Source organism: Spirillospora sp. NPDC047279, assembly GCF_040643285.1.
GTDB lineage: Bacteria > Actinomycetota > Actinomycetes > Streptosporangiales > Streptosporangiaceae > Spirillospora.
The window spans coordinates 1-19307 of record NZ_JBEYUA010000001.1 but is presented as its reverse complement, the minus strand read 5'-3'; the positions used below and the strand labels follow the sequence as shown (position 1 = coordinate 19307).

Sequence of the window (19307 nt, the reverse complement as noted above, 5' to 3'; positions counted from 1 at the left end):
GCGGTCATCCGTGCCGTCCGCAGACCACCACGGACACCACCACGGAGAAGGGGGTCCGCGGTGGCGGAACGGATATCTGAGCGGGAGGCCGAGGTGCTGGCCGCGCTGGGCGCGCGGCTGACCAACGCCCAGATCGCGCATCGGCTGCACATCTCCGTACGCACCGTCGAAAGCCACGTGTCGTCGTTACTGCGCAAGCACGGGGTGACCGACCGGTGGGCGCTGGCGGAGCTGGCCCGCGCGGGGACACGGGAGCCGGCCCGCATCGTCGGCCTGCCCGCGACCGGAACGACGTTCGTCGGCCGCGACGCCGAGCGCGCGGCCGTGCTGGCCGCGATCGAGGAGGCCCGGCTGGTGACCCTGCTGGGTCCGGGCGGCGTGGGCAAGACCCGGCTGGCCGCCGTGGTGGCGGAGGACGCCATCGCGATGTTCCCGTCCGGCGGCGCGTTCGTGGACCTGGTGCCGGTACGCGAGGGCTTCGTCGCCCGGGCGGTCGCGACCACGCTGGGGGTGACCGAGGGCTCGCACCAGCCGCTGGCCGAGGCGGTCGCGGCCCGGCTGGGCACCGGGCGGTGGCTGCTCGTCCTGGACAACTGCGAGCACGTGATCGACGAGGCGACGGCGTTCGCCGAGCAGATCCTGGCCGCCTGCCCGGGCACCCGTGCGCTGGTGACCAGCCGCGAACGGGTGGGCATCCCGTGCGAGCGCAGCGTTCCGATCTCGCCGCTGCCGCTGGGCTCGGACGCCGAACGGCTGTTCTACGACCGGGCGCTGGCCGGGGACCCGGAGTTCGTGGCGGAGCCCGCGGTGATCGCGGAACTGTGCGCGCGGCTGGACGGGCTGCCCCTGGCGATCGAGCTGGCCGCGGCCCGCGGCGCGTCGCTGGGCCCCACGGGCCTGCTCGCGGCGCTCGACGACGCCCTGCGGCTGCTGTCCGGCGTCCGCGGCGGCGACGAGCGGCATCGTTCCCTGCGCGCCGTGCTGTCCTGGAGCTACGACCTGCTCGACGAGGAGGAGCAGGCGCTCTTCCGGCAGCTCGGGGTGTTCGTCGGGGCGTTCGACCTGGACGCCGCGGCGGCGGTCGGCGGGGACCGGGCGAGCGTCGCGGATCTGCTCGGCCGGCTGGTGGACAAGAGCCTCGTGGTGCACCTGCGCGGGCGGGTCAGCAGGTGGCGGCTGCTGGAGACGGTCCGGGCGTTCGCGCTGGCCCAGATGTCCGCCACCGGTGAGGAGGACAAGACGCGGGCGCGCCACCTGCGGTGGGCCACCGACGCGGCGGACGCCGTGGAGGCCCGGCTCGACGATCCCGCGTGGCGGGAGGACTTCGACGCCATGGCCGCCGACCTGCGGGCCGCGCTGGCCGCGTCCGGAGGGCCGGGCGAGGTGCCGCACCGGCTGGCGCGTGCCCTGGCGCACCTGACGTTCGCCCGCCGGCACCTGCTGGAGTCCTTCGCGCACCACCGGACCGCCGCCGCGGTCGCGACCAGCGCCGCCTCGGCCGCGCGCGACCTGCGGGCGGGAGCCGGGTGCGCGCACGTGAGCACCACGTCCAACCTGCACGTGTACGAGCTGCTGCTGGAGGCGGCCGAACAGGCCCGGCGGGCCGGGGACGACCGCGGCCGGGCGATCGACCTGGCGCGCGCGGTGGAGACCGCCTGCCGGTTCCCCGAGGCGTTCGAGACCGAGGTTCCGCGCGAACGCCTCCTCGGTCTCTTCGACGACGCGGTCGCGGCCGGGCCCGCCGACGATCCGGAGGTGGCGGCCTCCATGGCCCTGGCCAGGGCGTGGCTGGCCGGCCCCGGCCGGGGCGCGCCGGACAGCGAACTCTCCTCGGCCGCCGTCACCGCCACCCGCGCGACCGCGGACCCGGTCTTGATCAGTTCGGGGCTGTGTGCGGCGGCGACCGCGGCGCTGCACGCCGGCCGGCTGCGCGAGGCCAACCGCATCACCCGCGAACGCCTGCGGCTGCTGCCCTCCATGGACCGCGACGACCCGTACTGCGGGCCGGAGATCTGCAACACCTACGGCCGGGCCTGCATCTACGCGATCATGGCCGGTGACCTGCCCGGCGCGATGGCCGCGGCGCGGGCCGGCATCGAGGACGACCTGCTGCGCGACACCCACATCACGGCCAGCCGCCTGGTCCAGCCGCTCGCGCTGACCGGCCGGTTCCACGACGCGATCGACTACGCCGAACGCATGTGGGACCAGTGGGAGCGGGCCGGGCGCCCGGCCCCCCTCTGGATGTTGCCGGCGGTGAGCACGACCGTGCTGGCCTGCGCGATGCTCGAGGAGCCTGAGGGCGTCGCGCTGTGGAGGTCCCGGGCCGAGGAGGTGGCCGGCGGCACCCTCGGTACGGCACCGGTCGCGGTCTTCGTCGACGCCCGCCTCGCCGTCCATTCCGGCCGTTTCGACGACGCCGCCTCCCTCGTGCGCACAGCGTTCGCCCTCGATGCCCCGCTGGACCCGTACCTGCCGTACGCGCGAGCCGCGAGCACCGAACTGGCCGTAGCCGCAGGCCTCCCCGACGCGCCCGTCCTCCTCACAGCCACCGCCCCCCTGGCCGCCGAGAACGAGTGGGTCGCCGCCTGCCTAGCCCGCGCACGCGCCCGCCTGCACAAGGACCCCGCCGACCTAACGCGCGCCCTCAAGACCTGGGGCCGCCTGGACGCCCAAGCAGAACACGCCCAAACCCAGGCCCTGCAAACCCAGCTCCAGTAATCACAAAGGCCCCTCGCGATGATCGCGAGGGGCCTTTGACCTGGGCGCACCCGAAGGGATTCGAACCCCTAACCTTCTGATCCGTAGTCAGATGCTCTATCCGTTGAGCTACGGGTGCCTGCCGAGGTAACTGTACCGGCTGTTCGGACCTAACCGCGAATCGGTTCCGGGAACAGCGCGTCCGGCCAAGTCGATCGGCCGGGTGACGTGCGTCATGGAACCGTTCGCCAGGCTGGAGCGCCAAAGGGGTAACTGAGACGTAAGTGACCCGAGAGGTCTACTCTCGTCCGGATCAACCCCCCTCAGAAGGAGACCCCCTATGCGCATGTCTGCCACCAAGCTGGTCGGCGTCCTCGCCATCGGTGGCGCGATGCTCACGTCCACCGGGTGTGTTGGGCCTCTCGCCGGCGGAGACAAGAAGGCGGCCTGCGAGAACATCGAGACCGCCGCCAACAAGCTGGCCAGCTCCAGCACCACGCAGCCGAACCCCAGCAACCCGATGGCCAGCGTGTCCGCCAGTGCGCAGAAGTTCAGCGACTTCGCGAGCACGGTGCGCAGCGAGGGCAAGAACGCCGGTGGGGACGTCGAGACGGCTGCCAACAAGTTCGCGGCCGACATCGACACCACCGCCAACGCCATGCGCCAGGCGGCGTCCAACCCCAGCAGCGCCTCGGGCATCATGTCCAGCGTCGGCAACCTGCGGCAGAGCGGCGAGGCCCTGAGCAAGGCCTGCGGCATCAGCGGCTTCCGCCTCGGCTAACGGCACGGTGCGGCCGTCCCCCAGCCTGCGGGGACGGCCCGCCGTCGCTATGCTGGTCCTGCGCTTTGCCGGGTGATGCAAACACCCGGTAACCTGTTCTCGGCCTGCGGGCCTTCTGGAGGATTCGCCTAGTCCGGTCTATGGCGCCGCACTGCTAATGCGGTTTGGGTTCACGCCCATCCGGGGTTCAAATCCCCGATCCTCCGCCACCTGATCAGCCGGGTCACGTCACCGTACGCGACCCGGCTGATTTTGTTTGTGGGAGATCCCGAAGGTTCGAAGGGCACCCGGATCGTCTACGGCTCGCAGTCGGCGGCCGGCAGGCGAGTGGCGACCTCGGCGGCCGTCGTCACCGCGGGCGGCGCGCAGGGCCACCCCGAACCTGAGCGAGAAGTGGGTGACGGCCGCGGCAGGGGTCCGCCGGAACCTTGGGCTCCTTCTCTGCCCCCGCTCGGGTCACCACGCAGGACGAGGGGAGGCGACGATCGGGGAGAAGCCCAAGATGGGCCGCGGTGACTGAACGAACGAAGCCGCGCCGCCGATACCTAGGTGCGGCGCGGCCTCGGTGTTTCATCGTGCGGGGTCAGACCCGCGTGGACGGATCGGCACCGCCGCCGCCTCCACCGGACGGCTTGTCGGAGTCGAGCTTGTTGAGCTCGCCGGGCCCGCGTTCGTCCGTGGGACCGTTGCCGGTGGGCGGGCCCCCGGCACCGGGCGCGGCACCGCCGGACGGGGCACCACCACCGCTGGGCGCACCGGCGGAGGGAGCACCGCCGCCGCTGGGCGGAGGGCTGGAGGGAGCACCACCGGAGGGAGCACCGCCGGACGAACCGCTGTCGTTGTGCGAGTCGTAGCCGTCATTGCGGTTGTTCTGCCGCGTCCGGGACTGCGACTCGCGACCGGTGTTGCCGTAGTCCGGGTCGACGGTGTTGGCGCTGGGACCCTGCCTTCCGTAGGTCTTGGGCTCGTCGTCGAGGTGGCTGCCCACCTTGCCCTTGGTGACCTTGCCCGCCTTGATCCGCGACCGCGGCTCGTCCTCGTCCCGGTCCTTCTTCGGGTCGGCCTTGGGAGCCGGCGCCGGCTCCGCCCTCTGGTCGCGCAGCATCTGGTCCCGGTACGGGGGCTCCTCCCCGAGCCGATACCGCAGCACGGCCTGACGGTCACGGGTTTGGGCCTGGTCCTGCGGCGTCATCACGCCGTATCTGGTGTTGCCGTCGTCCGGAGCGGGCGGCGATGTCTCCTGCGGCGTCGTGGGAGTCCGGGGATCCTCCGGTGCCGCGCCGCGCCAGTTCGGCCCCAGGTTCAGGAAGCCGTTGGGGAGGGTCTCCCGGAGTATCCCCTCGACCACCTCCGCCATCTGCTGGATCCTCTCGATGACCTTGCCTGCCGGCAGGGGGAGCCGTTTGCGCATCGGCAGAGGGATGCGGACTCCCTTGCGCGAGATCTTGGGCATCTCCCGGGGGACCCGCTTGGTGGACGTACCGCCGCTGCTGCCCTTCGAGCCCTGCGCGTTCGGCTTGGTCCCGCCGGTACCGGGCTTGGTGGGGCCGGTGCTGGGACCGGTTCCACGGGTGGTGCCCGGGTTGGTGCCGGGGCTTGTGGGGCTGGTGGGGTTCGTGCCGGGTTGGGCCGGGCTGGGGCCGCGGTTGGCGCCCGGATTGGTGCCGGGACCCGTTCCCGGGCTGGCGCCAGGGCTGGTTCCCGGGCCGGCGCCGGGACTCGTTCCCGGGGCGGTGGTGCGTGGGCCCGGTCCGTTTCCGCCGCCCGTGCCACCGGTGCCGGTTCGGGTTCCGACAGGGGAACGTCCGTCACCGGGCCGCGTGGATGGCCGGCCGTCGTCGCCCGGACGGGATCCCGGCGAACGTCCCGTACCCGGGCGGGTGTCCGAGGGGCGCGGGGTCCCGGACCGGTTGCCGGACGTACCTGACGGCCCGGCCGACGTGGGAGTCCGGGGGCGTTCGGTCACCCGTCCGGGCAGGTCCGAACGGGTCGGACCGGTCGGACGGCGCGGGTCCGGCCGCGTCGCCGGCGGCTGCTCCCGCCCTGGGGTCCGGGGCGGGTTCGGGTCTGGGCGGACGCCGGGGAGCGTCAGCGGACGGCGGTTCGGGTCTGGGCGGAAGCTGGGGAACAGGGGCGGAAGGCGGAACGGTTCGTCCTCGGGGCCGGCATCGGGCTGGTCGCCTGTAACTCCGGGGTCGCCGGGCCGTTCGGGGATCTCTGGTGTCTCGGGCAGGCCGGGGACCTCGGGGTCATCCGGCTGTCCCGGGATGTCCGGCTCCGCGGGCGTGCCGGGGATGTCTGGGTCTGTGGGGAGGCCGGGGATGTCCGGGTCCGCAGGCGGGCCGGGGATGTCCGGCTGTCCTGGGGCCTCCGGCTGTCCGGGCCGTCCGGGGATCTCGGGGGTTCCGGGCCCGCCGGGAAACTCGGGGACACCGGGAGCTCCGGGAAACTCGGGGACACCGGGAGCTCCGGGAAACTCGGAACCGGGCACCTCGGGGTTTCCCGGCTGCTCGGGTTGTGCCGGGCTCTCAGGGCGGCCGGGCACTCCAGGCGCCTCCGGCGTTCCGGGTGCTCCGGGCGCAGGGCCGGGGGTCGGCTGCACCGGTTCGGGCGTCGGAACCGCTGGCGGGGGTACTGGGGAGGGCCGGCCCGGCGCGGGCTCGGGAGTCGGCGGGTTCGGCATCCGGATCGGCTGGGTCCCGTCGAACCGGTTCGTCGGGTCCTGGCCGCCCTCGCCGCCCTGACCCTCCTGCCCTTCCTGCCCTTCCTGGCCGCTCTGACCCTCCTGGTCTCCTTCGCCGCTGCCGGGCTCGGGGGGCTGCTGGTCGCCTGCCTGCGGGTTGGCGGCGGGCAGCGCCGGATTCCCCTCGTTCCGGGTGGGCCTGTTTCGGACGGCCTCGGACCTCGCCCGCAGGTACTCCTGGTACGCCCACTCGGCCTGCTGCCAGAGCTCCTTCGCAATGGCGCGGGCGCGCTCCGCGTCGGCGATGGCGTCCTGATCGGCCGCCCGTCTCGCGGCCTCCAGTGCGGCCCGAGCCTCGGCCCCGGCGGCGAGCGCCCTCCCCGTCCGCGCGCGGAGCTGTTCCTGCGTTAGCCCCACCACGTCCCCCCAGGACGTCATGGGCTGGTCCATCTCCAGGGACGCCTGGTACTCGCGGTAGAGCTTCTCCACCCCTTCGAGGTTGGTCTTCGCCCTGGCGAGAGCTGCCTGCGCCTTGTCAATCGCCTTCGGGTCGCCCGACTGCCGCGCGTCGGCCAGCGCCTTCTGCGCGGCGGCCTCCGCCCGTCCGGCACGCGGCAGATTCCACCTGATCCCCTCCGGCGTCTTGAGCATGCCGGAGTAGACGCCGTAGGAGAATTCGATGCCGTACTTGGCGTAGGAGAAGACCTTCTCCCACTTCGGGTCCGGAAGGGTGTTCGGTCCGGACTTCTGGCCCATGTCCTCGAACCGCTTCATGACCTCGTCCCAGACGAGCCTCTTGCGGTAGTGCCTGCCCGTCGGGAGCAGGGATTCGCCGGTCCGCGTCTGGGTGAGCGTGTACCAGTACCTGACCAGGTCGCCGGGATGCCAGTTCCGCCTGAGGAAGCCGTCCGGCGCCTCGGGATCAGGGTTGGCGACACCGCGACGCGGCGGAGGCGAGGTTGGAACCAGGGGCGGAGGACGATAGCCCGGCGGGGGTGGAGGCGGAAGCACCGGACGACTCGGCGGCTTGGGCGGGAGCACCGGGCGGCGGCCCGACGGCGGGGTCGGAGGCGTCGGACGGCGGTCCAACGGCGGCCGGACCCGGTCCGGGGGAACGGGCCAAGGCGGTTCCGCAGAGGGCGGGTTCCTGTCCGGCTGCTCCGCCGACGGGCGCCCGGTCCTGTCCCGGGGAGCCTTCGCACGCTGCTTCGGCGCCTCCGGCCGGCCCACCCGCTGCGTGGGGGGCTGGCCGCTGAAGCGCTTGCGCATCGCCTGGATCTGCCGCTCGAGCGCCGACGGGCCAAAGCCGGGCGTCGTCTTCTCGGTGCCGGACGGGTCGCACCCCGTCATCCGGATGTATGGGGAGCCGTACGGCGGGCACCACCGCTGCTCCGGCGACGGCGCCGCAGCCACGGCTGCATGCGCGGGCGCGGCCGTCAACGCCTCAAACGCGAGACCGCCCGCGGTGGCGAAGAAGACCCCACCCACCACGGTCAGGCCCACCCGAATCGAAGGGTTCATGGGAACCCATGCCAACCGTCCGGCGCGGCGTCCGGCAACCGATCAAGCCGTCCGGACACGTCTGGACCTAACAAATCGCGCGATGAAAGCCTGAGGACCGTTCCCGTACACCGATGGTTCACCTGTCATCGACCCGGCCGTGACCGGGGCGTGACACAGCGGCCCGGCAGCCCGCTCCACCCGCTCTGACCAGGCCGGACACCACCGGACGGCCATCCGAACATTTCCCCTCAACCGCGCGTCCCAGGACATGACACTGTTGTACAAACATTGCTGTACACATGAACGGCCCTGGAGACATTCAGATGCAGAATCGGCCTGAACCACGGTCTGCGACCACACCCGAGGAGTTCCTCGACGCGCTCCGGCAGCTCCGCGCCTGGGCCGGACAGCCCTCGCTCCGCACCCTGAACGCGCTCGCCGGCGCGGACCCGAACCCGGCGTCCGGCAGCAGGTCCACCAGCGCGCTCCCGGTCAGCACCCTGTCGGACAACCTCTCGGGCAAGCGCCTGCCGCGCCTCCCCTTCGTCACCGCCTTCGTCACCGCGTGCATGCACGCCGGCGGCGAGCACTCCGACGAGGCGATCGCGATCGAGACGGAGCGCTGGAACGAGGCATGGCACGCGCTCGCCGAGCCCGATGCCCTCCGACCCGTTCCGGCCCCGGCCACCCTGTCGTTGGACGAGCAGCCCGCGCCGTCCGAGGACCGGCCCGCGCGACACCGCCTTCAGGCACCGTCGCGCAAGAGAAGGAAGCGATTGCCCCTCCTGGCCTGGACCATCGGCATGGTGACCGGCGCCGCCCTCGTCTGGCTCGTGCTGCCGAACGACGCGTCACCGTCGCGCCGGACGCCCCCCGAGGCCGGGTCGGCCGACGGCGCCCCGTCGAGTTCGCCGCCGTTTTCGACCAACCCCACGCGAAGCCCCTCGCGATCCGAAACCCCGCAGCCCGAGCCCGGGCCGACGCAGCCGAGCACCCGCGTCGGCGCCGGCTCCACCCCGAAGCCCCGGTCCGGTACCGAGCCCAAGCGCGAGCCGTCCACGCCGGCCAAGAAGACCCCGGCCCCGACCCCGGCCACGACCTCCCCGAACCCGTACTACAACCCGGACTGGACCAAGTACGCCAGCCCGGGGTTCTACCTCAGATTCGGCCCGCCCACACAGTCTCCCTAGAAGGCCGGAACGAGATGTCATGATGCCCGCGCGGGAAACGGCCCCCTTACCCCCTCGGTGGTCGAGTCAGGGGTTGTTCTGTCGGAGATCAACGGAGAACGGCTCGCAGGGATTCGCGCGTGGTGTTCATGAGCGGTCGATGACCGCGAAGACGACCTTGCCGACGTTGTCGGCCAAGGCGCGGACACCCCAGCAACGGACGTACCGGTCGACGATGAAGAGGCCGCGGCCGGTTTCGCTGGTCGTGTCCGCCGCCAGCATGCGCGGGAGGTCGCGGGCGGCGTCCTGAACCTCCATCCACAGGGCGCCGTCCTCGGTACGGCTCAACCGCAGGATCACTTCGTCGTCCGGCACGGACGAGGCGTGCTGGAGGGCATTGGTGACCAGTTCGCTCGCCACCAGGCACGGAACGAAGTCGTCCATGCCCCACTGGCCCGTGACCAGCCGCACGAACCGCCGCACCTCCGCGACCACCTTGAGGTCCTGCTTCACCACCATCTCGTTCTCGTGACGCGCCGCCTCGCCCATGATCTACATCTCCTCACCGTGTGTGTTCTACAGCACACAGTGCGCCATTTTCTGGCTACGATGCGTCTACCGCTTCAAGGTGGCAGACAGCGGTAGACGTGATATCCGGCTCGACAGATACCGCCGAGAGGTAAGGGTCATGCCTCCACGACGCCAACGCCCCCGGGAGTCCCCCGCCCTCATCGCTTTCGGCCGCCAGATGCGGCGGATGCGCGAGGCCAAGGGCATCAAGCAGGAGACCATCGCCCACATCACCAAGGTGAGCGGTCCTCAGGTGAGCAGGATCGAGGCAGGGAAGAAGCGAGCTACACGATCGTTCGTAGAGATCGTGGACGTTTATCTGGAGGCTGCCGGAGCACTGATCAGCCTTTGGGAGGACCTGAACAAGGATGGCCATCCTGTCCCGATCTGGTTCGACTGGCCGCAAATAGAGGCCGATGCGATCGAGTTGACGTACTACCAGCTATGCGTCATCGCCGGTATGGCGCAGTCTCCGTCTTATGCAGCCGCAATTCTGAACGGCAACGATGAAGCGGTGGCCGCCCGGCTCGAACGACAGAAGATCATCCACAAGGAGGGCGCGCCCACGATCGTCTTCCTGATAGACGAGCAGGCGCTCTACCGGCAGGTTGGTACCGCCGAAACGATGAGGGAGCAACTCGAGCACCTACTGGCACAGAGCGAGCACCCGAACGTGACAGTCCAGATCGTGCTCAGCAGCGGCGAACATGGAGGAAACGGCAGCAGCTTCGTGATCGCTACGATGGCCGACATGAGCCAGGTAGCCTACGTGGAAACGGCTATACGAGGGCTCACGACTGATGACCCCACAGACCTGGCAGCGGCATCGCGCGTCCTAGCCGATCTTCGAAACAGAGCGCTTCCAGGCAGCATGTCGCGCGACCTCATGAGGAAGGTGGCCGAAGAACGATGGACCTGAGCAAGGCCGAGTGGCGTAAAGCGACTCGAAGCCTGAACAACGGCGGCGAGTGCGTCGAGTTGGCTGGGGCAGCCGCGATGGTGGCGGTGCGGGACAGCAAGGACCCGGACGGGCCCGTCCTCCTGCTGACCCGCGCGACCCTGCGGACCGCCGTCCAGTCCGCCGCCGAGACGCACTGACGCCATCTGGCAAGCCGCAGATCGATGGTCGCGGCGCTGTCCTACGCGACATCCAGGGCGTTCCGGGCCGTATGGGCCCTTTGGGGAGCCCATAGTCGCTGATCTGCTCCTGCGCGCCTTCTCGCGGTGTCACCATCGGAGTTGTCCTGGCGTCTGGGGCAAGAGGCGGGCAGCCGACCGGCGGCGCCGTTGAGAATGCGGTGGGTCAGGGTGGTATCGAGACAGCCACCCGTCCGCTCACGACCAACGACCCCGCAGACCTGTCTGCGGTTGCGCGGACCCTGGTCGCTCTTCGTTCGCAGGCACTCACGAAACAGATGTCGTGTGAACTGATCAGGAAGGTGGCTGAAGAGAGATGGACCTAACGAACGCGAGGTGGCGTAAGAGCAGCCACAGCGGCTCGAACGCGGCCGAGTGCATCGAGCTGGCGGACGCGTTCGGGGCGGTGGCGGTGCGGGACAGCAAGGACCCGGACGGGCCCGTCCTCCTGCTGACCCGCGCGGCCCTGCGGACCGCCGTCCAGTCCGCCGCCGAGACGCACTGACGCCATCTGGCAAGCCGCAGATCGATGGTCACGGTGCTGTCCAACGCGGCATCAAGGCGTTCCCGGGCCATACGTATGGGTCTGGGGAGTCGACGATCGCTGATCACTTCCAGCGCGCCTCCTCGTGCTGGAGTTCACCATCGGAGTTAGCCGCCTGGCGGCTGGGCACAGGGGGCGGGCAGCCCACCGGCTGCGCCGTTGAGGATGCGGCAGGTCAGGGCGGTGCGGCGACGTTCGATGGAACCGCTACAGAGGGCTCACGATAGATGACCCCACAGACCTGGCAGCGGCATCGCGCGTCCTAGCCGATCCTCGGAACAGAGCGCTTCCAGGCAACATGTCGCGCGACCTCATTGAGAAGCTTCCATCCTGAAGTTGCAGGTGAGCGGGCTGGTGTGGCGTTGGTCGGTCGTGCTCATGCTCGTGGGCAGCCGGTTCCAGATTTCATGATCATCTGTCTATGGTGCTGACCTTTCTGGGGTGAGAGTCGCCATCAGTCGCCGGCAGGAAGGCGATGCCGGTGGCCAGATCAGTAGTGGTCTGCGGCCATGAGATGTGCTGATGGGTGGCTGGGAGGGGGCTCGTGGTCACGGCCGACTGGTGGCTGCTCCCGGCCTGAGAGCGTGGCGGCCCACTTCTTTGTTCACCATATGGTGTACAGTTCACCGTATGGTGAACGATCCGTTCCGGGCTCTGGCCCACCCGATCCGCCGCAGGATCGTCGAACGCCTCGGGAGCGGCCCCGCGACGGTCGGCGAGGTGACCTCGGACCTGGGCGTCTCCAAGCCGGCGATCACCAAGCATCTGAAGATCCTCGAAGACACCGGCGTCGTCGCACGGCGCGTCGTCGGCCGAACCCATCGGCTGGTGCTGAACCCGTCGGCGCTCATCGACGCGGTCGACTGGGCTGCCCGCCAGCGCGCTCTGTGGGAGCGCATGTTTGACACCGTCGAGGCCCACCTCGCTGACAAGGAGAACACCACCGTGACCGACACGACCACACCAGCCGCCGTCATGCGTATCGAGCGCACCTACCGGGCGCCCGCAGAGGTCATCTTCGACGCCTGGACCGACCCGGAGGTGATCAAGAAGTGGTGGCATGCCGGACCCGATTGGGAGACCGCAACCGCCGAGGTCGATCTGCGCGTCGGCGGGCGCCTTCTGGTCGTCATGCGCGACACCGACGGCGTCGAGTACACCGCAACCGGTGTCTACACGCGGATCGAACGGCCCGGGCGCCTCGGCTGGGTATGGCATGGCCAGGACGGTGAGGCGGCCGCCGGGTCGCGGTGCGACCTGGAGATCACCGAGCTCGGAGGTGTCACCACGGTGGTCCTGACTCACAGCGGGCTGCCCGACCAGCACTCGTCCGATGAATTCCGCCAAGGCTGGGGCCTGTGCCTGGACAACCTCGCCAAGGTGGTCGCCTCATGACCCACCTCGCTGATCCGATGCCCCTGCCGCAGGGCGATCTGCGCCTGCTGGAGACCGACGTCGCCCAACAGCTGCTCCACTCCACCGAACTCGCCCGCGTCGCCTATGTGGCAAAGAACGGAACGCCACGCGTGTTCCCCATGCTGTTCCACTGGACCGGCAGCGAGGTCGTGCTGTCCACGTTCGGAGGACTCAAGGTCAACGCCCTACGGGCCCGTCCCGACATCGCGATCACGATCGACGCCCCGACCACCCCGCCCGCAGCACTGCTCATCCGAGGCAGGGCCGAGGTCACCGACGTCGACGGCATCGTCGACGAATACGTCCTGGCCCAGCGCCGCTACGCCGGTGAGGAACAGGGCACGGCGAACATCGCCGCAGTTGACCGGCCCGGCACGACAATGTTCCGCATCGCCGTCCGGCCGACCTGGGTCGGCGTCCTTGACTTCGTCACCCGGTTCCCCGGCGGAACGGCCCCGGAGGAGTTCGCTCAGCGGGGCCGGTCGTGAACCGAATCCTGGACCTGAACCTTCCCTGTACGCCTACCGACCACATCGCAACAGCCAGTCCCGCCAAGTGGCCCGCCCGGCGCGTTTAATCGCCCGGGTCTCGGCACAGCCCAACGCGATCCGGCGGCCAGCAAGGGGGGTGTGGCTGCGGCCGCCGCTCGCCTGGCACCTACGATCCGCGTTGGATCGATCATCGGATGTGCGGGAGGTGGGACGGTCGAGCCAGATCGGGTGACAGCCGCCGAGCAGGTCGTCACACAGTCGCTGGCCGACCCGGTGAACAAGCAGGACGGCGCCGCTGACGCGGTCCGGCAAGCCGCAGATCGACGCGGGGACCGGTCGCGGCGTCGGCTCACGCGACATCAAGGCGTTCCGGGCCGTAGAGGTCTTGGGGAGCCGATGTCGCTGAGCTGCTCCAGCGTGCCTTCTCGCGGTGTCACCAGCGGAGCTGGCCTGGTGGCTGGGGGCGAGAGGCGGGCAGTCGACCGGCGGTGCCGTTGAGGATGCGGTGGGTCAGGGCGGTGCGGCGGCGTTCGGTGCGGTTGGTGGTCACGGCCCGCTGCACGGCGTCCGGGTGGCCGATGATCATTACGCCCTTTCGGGCTCTGGTGACGGCGGTGTAGAGCAGGTTCCGCTGCAGCATGATGCCTGCCCCGCTGAGCATGGGCACGATCACGTACGGATATTCGCTGCCCTGGGAGCGGTGCACGGTGAGTGCGTAGGCATGGATGAGCTCATCGAGTTCGGTGAGCGGGTAGTCGGCCTCATCGCCGTCGGTGAAGGTGACCGTGAGGTTGCCGGATTCGGGGTCGAGGGCGGAGATGGTGCCGCTGGAGCCGTTGAAGATGCCGCCTTCGCCGCGGTGGGGGTTGTTGCGGATCTGCTGCACGCGGTCGTGGAGGCGGAACGGGATGCCTTCGTAGTAGATCTCGGGCTTGCCGCCCGCGGGTGGGTTGAGACGTTCCTGAAGCCGCAGGTTCAGGTCGATCATGCCCGCCACGTCCTTCCTTCGGGGGCAGAGGACCTGGATGTCGGAGGGAAGGACGCCCAGATGGCTGGGCATGAGCTCGGCCACGAGGTGCACCACGCGTTCCGCGACGGTCCCGGCGTCGGCCATTTCGCGCAGCCAGAACGATGCGGGGTCGTCCTGTGGCATCTGGCCGCGCAGGATCCGGTGGGCGTTGGTGACGATGGCGCTGCCGGTGCCGTCCTGGCGGAACACCCGGGTCAGCCGGGTTCGGGGAACGTGCTCGACGGCGAGCAGATCGCGAAGCACCAGGCCGGGGCCGACGCTCGGCAGCTGGTCGATGTCGCCGACCAGCAGCAGGTGGCAGCCGTCCCTGATGGCGGCCGCCAGCCGGCGGGCCAAGCCGAGGTCGAGCATCGAGGTCTCGTCGATGACGACCAGGTCGGCCGTCTCGAGCAGCCCGGCGTGGTCGAACAGCGAGTCGCCCAGGGCCGGCTTGATCAGGCGGTGGATCGTGGTGGCCGCCAACCCGGTGGTCTCCTCAAGGCGTTTGGCGGCCTTGCCGGTGGGGGCGGCCAGGGCCACGACCGCGTCGACGTCGTCGGCGAGCTCGACCAGGGTGCGCAGGGTGTGGGTCTTGCCGCAGCCGGGTCCGCCGGTCAGGACCGACAGCGGTCGGGTCAGCGCGGTGTGCACGGCCTGCCGTTGTTCGTCGGTGAGCCCCGCGGTCTCCTGGGAGGTCAGAGCCGCGCAGGCCGCGTCCCAGTCGGCCAGTCCCGCGAGCAGGGAGGGGGCTGCCGAGATGCGGCGGAGGTGCTCGGCCAGTTTGGTCTCGTCGTAATGCCACTGCGGCAGCATGACGATCTCGGTGTCGGGGTGCACGGCGGATCCGTCCGTCACCGGCAGCGTCTCGGTCACGACCTCTCCGGCCTCGCGCAACAGATCCAGCGCGTGCCGCAGGACGGAGGTGGAGACCAGGTCGGCGGTCGCCGGGTCGTCGTCGGTGAGCAACTGGCGGGTGCGGGTGAGCAGGACGGGCGCCGGCAGATGGCAGTCGCCGGTACGTCCGGCCTGGTCGAGCACGTGGAGAAGTGCCGCTTGCAGTCGCGCGCCTGAATGCTTGGGCACGCCGACCGTCAGAGCGATCCGGTCGGCTTGGACGAAGCCCACGCCGCGTACCTCCCGGCTCAAGCGGTACGGCGTGGTCCGGACGACCTCCATCGGATCGTCGTCGGTCTCGGCGTAGGTGGTGTAGATCTTCACGGCGAGCGCGGGGGTGATGCCGAGGCCCTGCAGGAACACCATGATCTCGGCGATCGCCTTCTGCTGCTGCCACGCGGCGGCGATCGCCCGGAGCCGCTTGGCGCCGATCAGATAGACGTCCAGCAGCCGATCGGGTTCCTCATCGATGACCCTCAGGGTGTCGGCGCCGAAGACGTCCACGATCGCGCCGGCCAGGACCGGGCCGATCCCGCCGACCATCCCGGACGCGAGGTAAAGCCGGATCGCCCGTTCGTCCGCGGGCATGGTCCGCTCGCACTCGTCGACCCGGAACTGCTCCCCGTACCGGGCATGCCGCACCCAGTGACCACGGAGCCGCAGGCTCTCCCCAGGGCGTACGCCGAACACCGCTTTGCCCACCGCGGTGACCTCTTTCTCACCGCCGCCCGTGGCCAGCCGCAGCACCGTGCTCTCGTCGAAGCTGACATGCAAGATGTGGTCGACGACGCCCTCGACCGTCTCCCCGGCGGTCGCCGTCACTCCCTCGGACAATGAGCCCCCCTCTGGTGCCGGTCTCGTCGAGGCCGCCGGTGCGGCCGTGCCGGTGTCCCCATCGAGGACTGAGCCGCTGATCTGCGCCGCGTACAGCTCATCAGAGAGTCACGACAGTAGGAACCGGGTCGGCTCGGCGATAGTTCTCGATCATGCCCGTTCCGTGACGGCCTGGGCTCAGCCTGGCGGATGGGGGTCAGTACCACCTGGTGAAGGCTGCGAGGCCCTGGCCGGAGGCGACGGCCTGGCGCATGACGTGCAGGGGGCCGTCAACGAGGGAGGCCGCGTCGAACTCGGGGGCGTCTCCCATCTCGCGCATCCATGTGCTGATCCGCTGAAGCACCTGGTCCCGCCGGGCGCCGGAGAGGTCGAGTGCCTGGTCGATGGCGGACGCGTACGTGGTGAGATCGCCGTTCGTCAGGAGGAAGGTGCCGAAGCGCCCGGGCAGGGGGCGGGTGGTCACCGCGCCGAGTGCGTAGTACAGGGCCGCGGCCGGGCTGGCCTTGCGGGCGGCTGACGTGAACAGATGATCAGGGCCGGTGCCGTCCAGGAGGTTCAGGAGGACGTCCCAGAGTTCTTCGGTTCTGCTGGTCTCCGGGTGGGCGAGGTGGGCGAGGTCGGCGAACCGGTCAGCGGCATCGGTCGGCTGTCGCCACGTTCGGCCGGGAACCTCTTCGAAGAAGACCTCGGTGTCGCCGCCGTTCTCCCACCAGGACAGGGACTCCGCGTAGTCGTCCGGGTCGCTGACCGCGGGCTGAAGGTGCTGCGGCACGACATCGGAGAAACGGGCGATCAGGTCACGTGAGTCGGCGTCGGATATCGCGCCGACCACCCATACGCCATGCACGCTCATCGGCTTGCCTCTCCTGCCCTCGCCGTGCGGCCACGCTCCGCATGTCCAACCCAAGGGACTCGGCCGGGCGTCCCTCGGCCTGCTCCGACCGGACCTACGGCTTCGCCGGCTTGCGGGCCAGGAGACGGCCGTGCTTGAACCTCTCGTTCTCGCCTGGCTCGCGGCGCAGCCGGCCGATCTCCGTGAACCCGGCCTTGGACGCTAGGTCCGCGATGTGGTCGATGGAGAGCCGGTAGGCGAGGGAGACCTTGTGATCGAACGGCTCGGCGGCCGGGTGCGGCGAGTCGTCGTCGGTTGCGAAGAAGCCGACGAGCAGGTGACCGCCCGGTGCCAGGACCCGTGCGAACTCCGCGAAGATCACCGGCAGGTCCTCGGGGGGCGTGTGGATGATGGAGTACCAGGCCAGAACGCCGCCCAGCGTGCCGTCCTCGATGTCCAGCGCGTACATCGACCCCTCGTCGAACCGCAGGTCCGGGTACTCCTGGCGGGCCAGCTCGATCATCGCCGGTGAGGCGTCGACACCGAAGGCGGTCACGCCGAGGGAGGCCAGGCGCGCCGTCGTGCCGCCGGGGCCGCATCCGAGGTCGGCCACCGGCCCGGCGTCCGCCGCTCGTACGTACTCGGCGAGCGCGGTGACCAGGGCGCGGTCCAGCGGATGGCCTTCGACCGAGTCGCGGAACAGCTCGGCGTAAAGGGTGGCGACGGCGTCGTAGGCCGCCCGGGTGTGGTCCAGGGAGGAAGACTCGATCACGGTTGACGACCCTAGTCCGCGTAGTCCGGCAGGCGGAGTCGGCGCCGTGTTCGTGCGTCGAGGTCTCCTCCGTCAGGAGGGTCGGATGCCACTGCGGGACTTTTCGCACGGAGGGTGATCGCATTGTCGGACATACTGTCGGCATGACCCACTCCGCCGACGTCCTGCTGGCCGCCGCGCGCGAACTACGGCTGCGCCGTTACATGGGGCCTCTGCCCTTCGACGTGGATGCTTGGATGAGCAAGCGGCCGGAGTGCGATCTGCCCAGGCTGGAGACCGAGACCGAGTACCACTTCGAGGTGCGTGACCCCACCTACTACGGCGGTACGGCGTTCAAGCTGCGCTGCGATCAAGGCGAACCGTATCTGGTGGTCGGCAATCCCTCCGTTGGCAACTACGGGCCCCATCCGGCGACGCTGGAGGGCTGGCGAGCGGTGGTCAGCGAGTTCAACCAGTCCGCCCCGACGACCGCCCTGGCGCCGAGGAGGTATATCTGGCTTCACGGCCATGTGGACCTCGTCCGCCCGGTGGATCGTGAATACCAGTCCATGCTGGAAGAGGCGAAGAGGAGAGCCGGCTTCCCCGTCGTTCCTCGGCCCGCTCCAGTCACGCCACAGCCGTCCAGCAGGGCCGAACGGCTCAGGCGCTGGCTTCGCCGCAGGTCTATCGACTGGTAGTGAGGGTGACCGGCCCGGGTGTCTTCGCGCGTGGACGAGGCGGTTCCGGCCGCCCCACGCGCATCTGGAGCACCCAAGGTGAGTCGTTTCGCTTCATCGTGGCAAGAACGGCGGTGTCACCCCGCTAGCTGTATTGGTCCGCAGGGTTGTCGACGCGGGTGATCGGTGGGTGACCGCCGAGCGTGGTGTGGCATCGATGGTGGTTGTGGATGTGCAGGAAGTCTGTCAGGGCGGCAGTTCGTTCGTCGTTCTCGGGTTATGGGGGATGGGCTCGGGGTCGCTCGACTGCGGTGGAAGGGTCTGGTCTTCCTTGCGGGGCCAGGGCGGAAAAGGGTCAGGGCCGTCAGACCGGGTGGTCTGACGGCCCTGTTCGGCCCGTTCATGGGGTCAGGCCTTGTTGAAGGTGTTCTTGGCCCAGAGGTAGGAGATGGTGAGGAGGGCGGCGCACCAGGCGAGGGCGATCCAGGCGTTGTTGTTGATGGGGGTGCCGAGGAGGAGGCCGCGGAGGGTTTCCATGATGGGGGTGAAGGGCTGGTATTCGGCGAACCAGCGCAGGGCGGTGGGCATGGTGTCGGTGGGGACGAAGCCGCTGCCCAGGAAGGGCAGGAAGACCAGGGGCATGGGGGCGCTGCTGGCGGCTTCGGGGGTGGGGGATTTCAGGCCGAGGGCGACCGACAGCCAGGTGATGGCGAGGATGAAGAAGATGAGGAGTCCGGCGGCGGCGGTCCATTCGATGAGGGTGGCGTTGGGGCGGAAGCCGATGGTGGCGGCGATGACCAGGAGGGCGATGGTGCCGAGGAGTTGCTGGATGACGCTGGCGACGACGTGGCCGGTGAGGACGCTGGCGCGGGAGATGTGCATGGTCTTGAAGCGGGCGATGATGCCTTCGGTCATGTCGGTGGCGACCATGACGGCGGTGCCGGTGGTGGCGGTGGCGGCGGCCATGAGCAGGATGCCGGGGACGACGTAGTTGACGTAGGCGTCGCGGCCGCCGCCCAGTCCGTTGCCCAGGCTGCCGCCGAAGACGTAGACGAACAGGAAGAGCAGGAGGAGGGGGGTGATGATGAGCTGGATGGTCATGGCGGGGTAGCGGACCAGGCGCTTGAGCTGGCGGCGGATCATGGTGGCCGAGTCGCGGGTGGCAAGGGTGAGGGTGCTCATCGGGAAGCCTCCATGTCCTGGTCGGCGGTGCCGGTGGTGTGGTCGGTGGTCTGGGTGGGGTTCTGGCCGGTGAGGGTGAGGAAGACGTCGTCGAGGTCGGGGGTGTGGACGGTCAGGTCGGCGGGTTCGATGCC

General features: G+C 70.0%; 15 protein-coding genes, 2 tRNA genes and 1 pseudogene. 10 read left to right on the top strand and 8 right to left on the bottom strand.

What is annotated here, in order from left to right; all coding sequences use genetic code 11:
* The first annotated feature begins 60 nt into the window (after positions 1–60).
* Entirely contained in the window at positions 61–2721 is a 2661-nt protein-coding gene (locus ABZ810_RS00090) for a LuxR C-terminal-related transcriptional regulator (protein ID WP_358397170.1), read from the top strand.
* Between the two features lie 45 nt (positions 2722–2766).
* Here the strand turns inward: ABZ810_RS00090 and ABZ810_RS00085 are convergent.
* Positions 2767–2839: transfer RNA gene (locus ABZ810_RS00085), tRNA-Arg, on the bottom strand.
* Positions 2840–3046: 207 nt separating this feature from the next.
* On the opposite strand from ABZ810_RS00085, the gene ABZ810_RS00080 reads away from it, so the two are divergent.
* Both ABZ810_RS00080 and ABZ810_RS00075 read left to right on the top strand, forming a co-directional pair.
* Positions 3047–3481, top strand: coding sequence for a hypothetical protein (locus ABZ810_RS00080; protein ID WP_358397169.1), 435 nt, complete (start codon positions 3047–3049; stop codon positions 3479–3481).
* Positions 3482–3598: 117 nt separating this feature from the next.
* Positions 3599–3690 (top strand) — tRNA-Ser (locus ABZ810_RS00075).
* A gap of 374 nt (positions 3691–4064) precedes the next feature.
* Here ABZ810_RS00075 and ABZ810_RS00070 read toward each other — a convergent pair.
* Positions 4065–6938 carry a hypothetical protein gene (locus ABZ810_RS00070; protein WP_358397167.1) on the bottom strand — a complete coding sequence of 958 codons (2874 nt, stop codon included), beginning with the start codon at positions 6936–6938 and terminating at the stop codon, positions 4065–4067.
* A gap of 1052 nt (positions 6939–7990) precedes the next feature.
* Between ABZ810_RS00070 and ABZ810_RS00065 the strand changes: the two genes are divergently transcribed.
* Positions 7991–8857 (top strand): hypothetical protein, encoded by an 867-nt coding sequence (locus ABZ810_RS00065; protein WP_358397165.1) that lies wholly within the window; start codon positions 7991–7993, stop codon positions 8855–8857.
* 126 nt (positions 8858–8983) lie between these two features.
* Here ABZ810_RS00065 and ABZ810_RS00060 read toward each other — a convergent pair whose 3' ends face one another.
* A complete protein-coding gene (locus ABZ810_RS00060) occupies positions 8984–9385 on the bottom strand; it encodes an ATP-binding protein (RefSeq protein WP_358397163.1) in 402 nt (133 codons plus the stop codon).
* Between ABZ810_RS00060 and ABZ810_RS00055 the strand changes: the two genes are divergently transcribed.
* From ABZ810_RS00055 to ABZ810_RS00035, 5 genes are all read left to right on the top strand, one after another.
* Positions 9384–10325: a helix-turn-helix transcriptional regulator gene (locus tag ABZ810_RS00055; protein ID WP_358397161.1), complete on the top strand. Its 942-nt coding sequence runs from the start codon at positions 9384–9386 to the stop codon at positions 10323–10325. The genes ABZ810_RS00060 and ABZ810_RS00055 overlap by 2 nt on opposite strands.
* Positions 10316–10504, top strand: a complete 189-nt coding sequence (locus ABZ810_RS00050; protein ID WP_358397159.1) for a DUF397 domain-containing protein — start codon at positions 10316–10318, stop codon at positions 10502–10504. Before ABZ810_RS00055 ends, ABZ810_RS00050 begins: the two co-directional genes overlap by 10 nt.
* Before the next feature lie 355 nt (positions 10505–10859).
* Positions 10860–11048: a DUF397 domain-containing protein gene (locus ABZ810_RS00045; RefSeq protein WP_358397158.1), complete on the top strand. Its 189-nt coding sequence runs from the start codon at positions 10860–10862 to the stop codon at positions 11046–11048.
* A gap of 561 nt (positions 11049–11609) precedes the next feature.
* Positions 11610–12482 carry a metalloregulator ArsR/SmtB family transcription factor gene (locus ABZ810_RS00040; protein WP_358397157.1) on the top strand — a complete coding sequence of 291 codons (873 nt, stop codon included), beginning with the start codon at positions 11610–11612 and terminating at the stop codon, positions 12480–12482.
* Positions 12479–12991 (top strand): pyridoxamine 5'-phosphate oxidase family protein, encoded by a 513-nt coding sequence (locus ABZ810_RS00035; protein ID WP_358397155.1) that lies wholly within the window; start codon positions 12479–12481, stop codon positions 12989–12991. Before ABZ810_RS00040 ends, ABZ810_RS00035 begins: the two co-directional genes overlap by 4 nt.
* Positions 12992–13427: 436 nt before the next feature.
* Here ABZ810_RS00035 and ABZ810_RS00030 read toward each other — a convergent pair whose 3' ends face one another.
* From ABZ810_RS00030 to ABZ810_RS00020, 3 genes are all read right to left on the bottom strand, one after another.
* Positions 13428–15731, bottom strand: a complete 2304-nt coding sequence (locus tag ABZ810_RS00030) for an ATP-dependent RecD-like DNA helicase (RefSeq protein WP_358397152.1) — start codon at positions 15729–15731, stop codon at positions 13428–13430.
* 196 nt (positions 15732–15927) lie between these two features.
* Positions 15928–16584 (bottom strand): hypothetical protein, encoded by a 657-nt coding sequence (locus ABZ810_RS00025; protein ID WP_358397150.1) that lies wholly within the window; start codon positions 16582–16584, stop codon positions 15928–15930.
* A gap of 94 nt (positions 16585–16678) precedes the next feature.
* Complete coding sequence (locus tag ABZ810_RS00020) at positions 16679–17335, bottom strand: class I SAM-dependent methyltransferase (RefSeq protein WP_358397147.1); 657 nt, start codon at positions 17333–17335, stop codon at positions 16679–16681.
* 143 nt (positions 17336–17478) lie between these two features.
* Between ABZ810_RS00020 and ABZ810_RS00015 the strand changes: the two genes are divergently transcribed.
* Positions 17479–18012, top strand: a complete 534-nt coding sequence (locus ABZ810_RS00015) for a hypothetical protein (RefSeq protein WP_358397146.1) — start codon at positions 17479–17481, stop codon at positions 18010–18012.
* A gap of 124 nt (positions 18013–18136) precedes the next feature.
* Here ABZ810_RS00015 and ABZ810_RS00010 read toward each other — a convergent pair.
* Together ABZ810_RS00010 and ABZ810_RS00005 are read right to left on the bottom strand one after the other, a co-directional pair.
* A pseudogene (locus tag ABZ810_RS00010) lies at positions 18137–18262 on the bottom strand (IS481 family transposase); the annotation flags it as partial.
* Positions 18263–18399: 137 nt separating this feature from the next.
* Complete coding sequence (locus tag ABZ810_RS00005; RefSeq protein WP_358397144.1) at positions 18400–19173, bottom strand: ABC transporter permease; 774 nt, start codon at positions 19171–19173, stop codon at positions 18400–18402.
* Between the last annotated feature and the right edge of the window lie 134 nt (positions 19174–19307).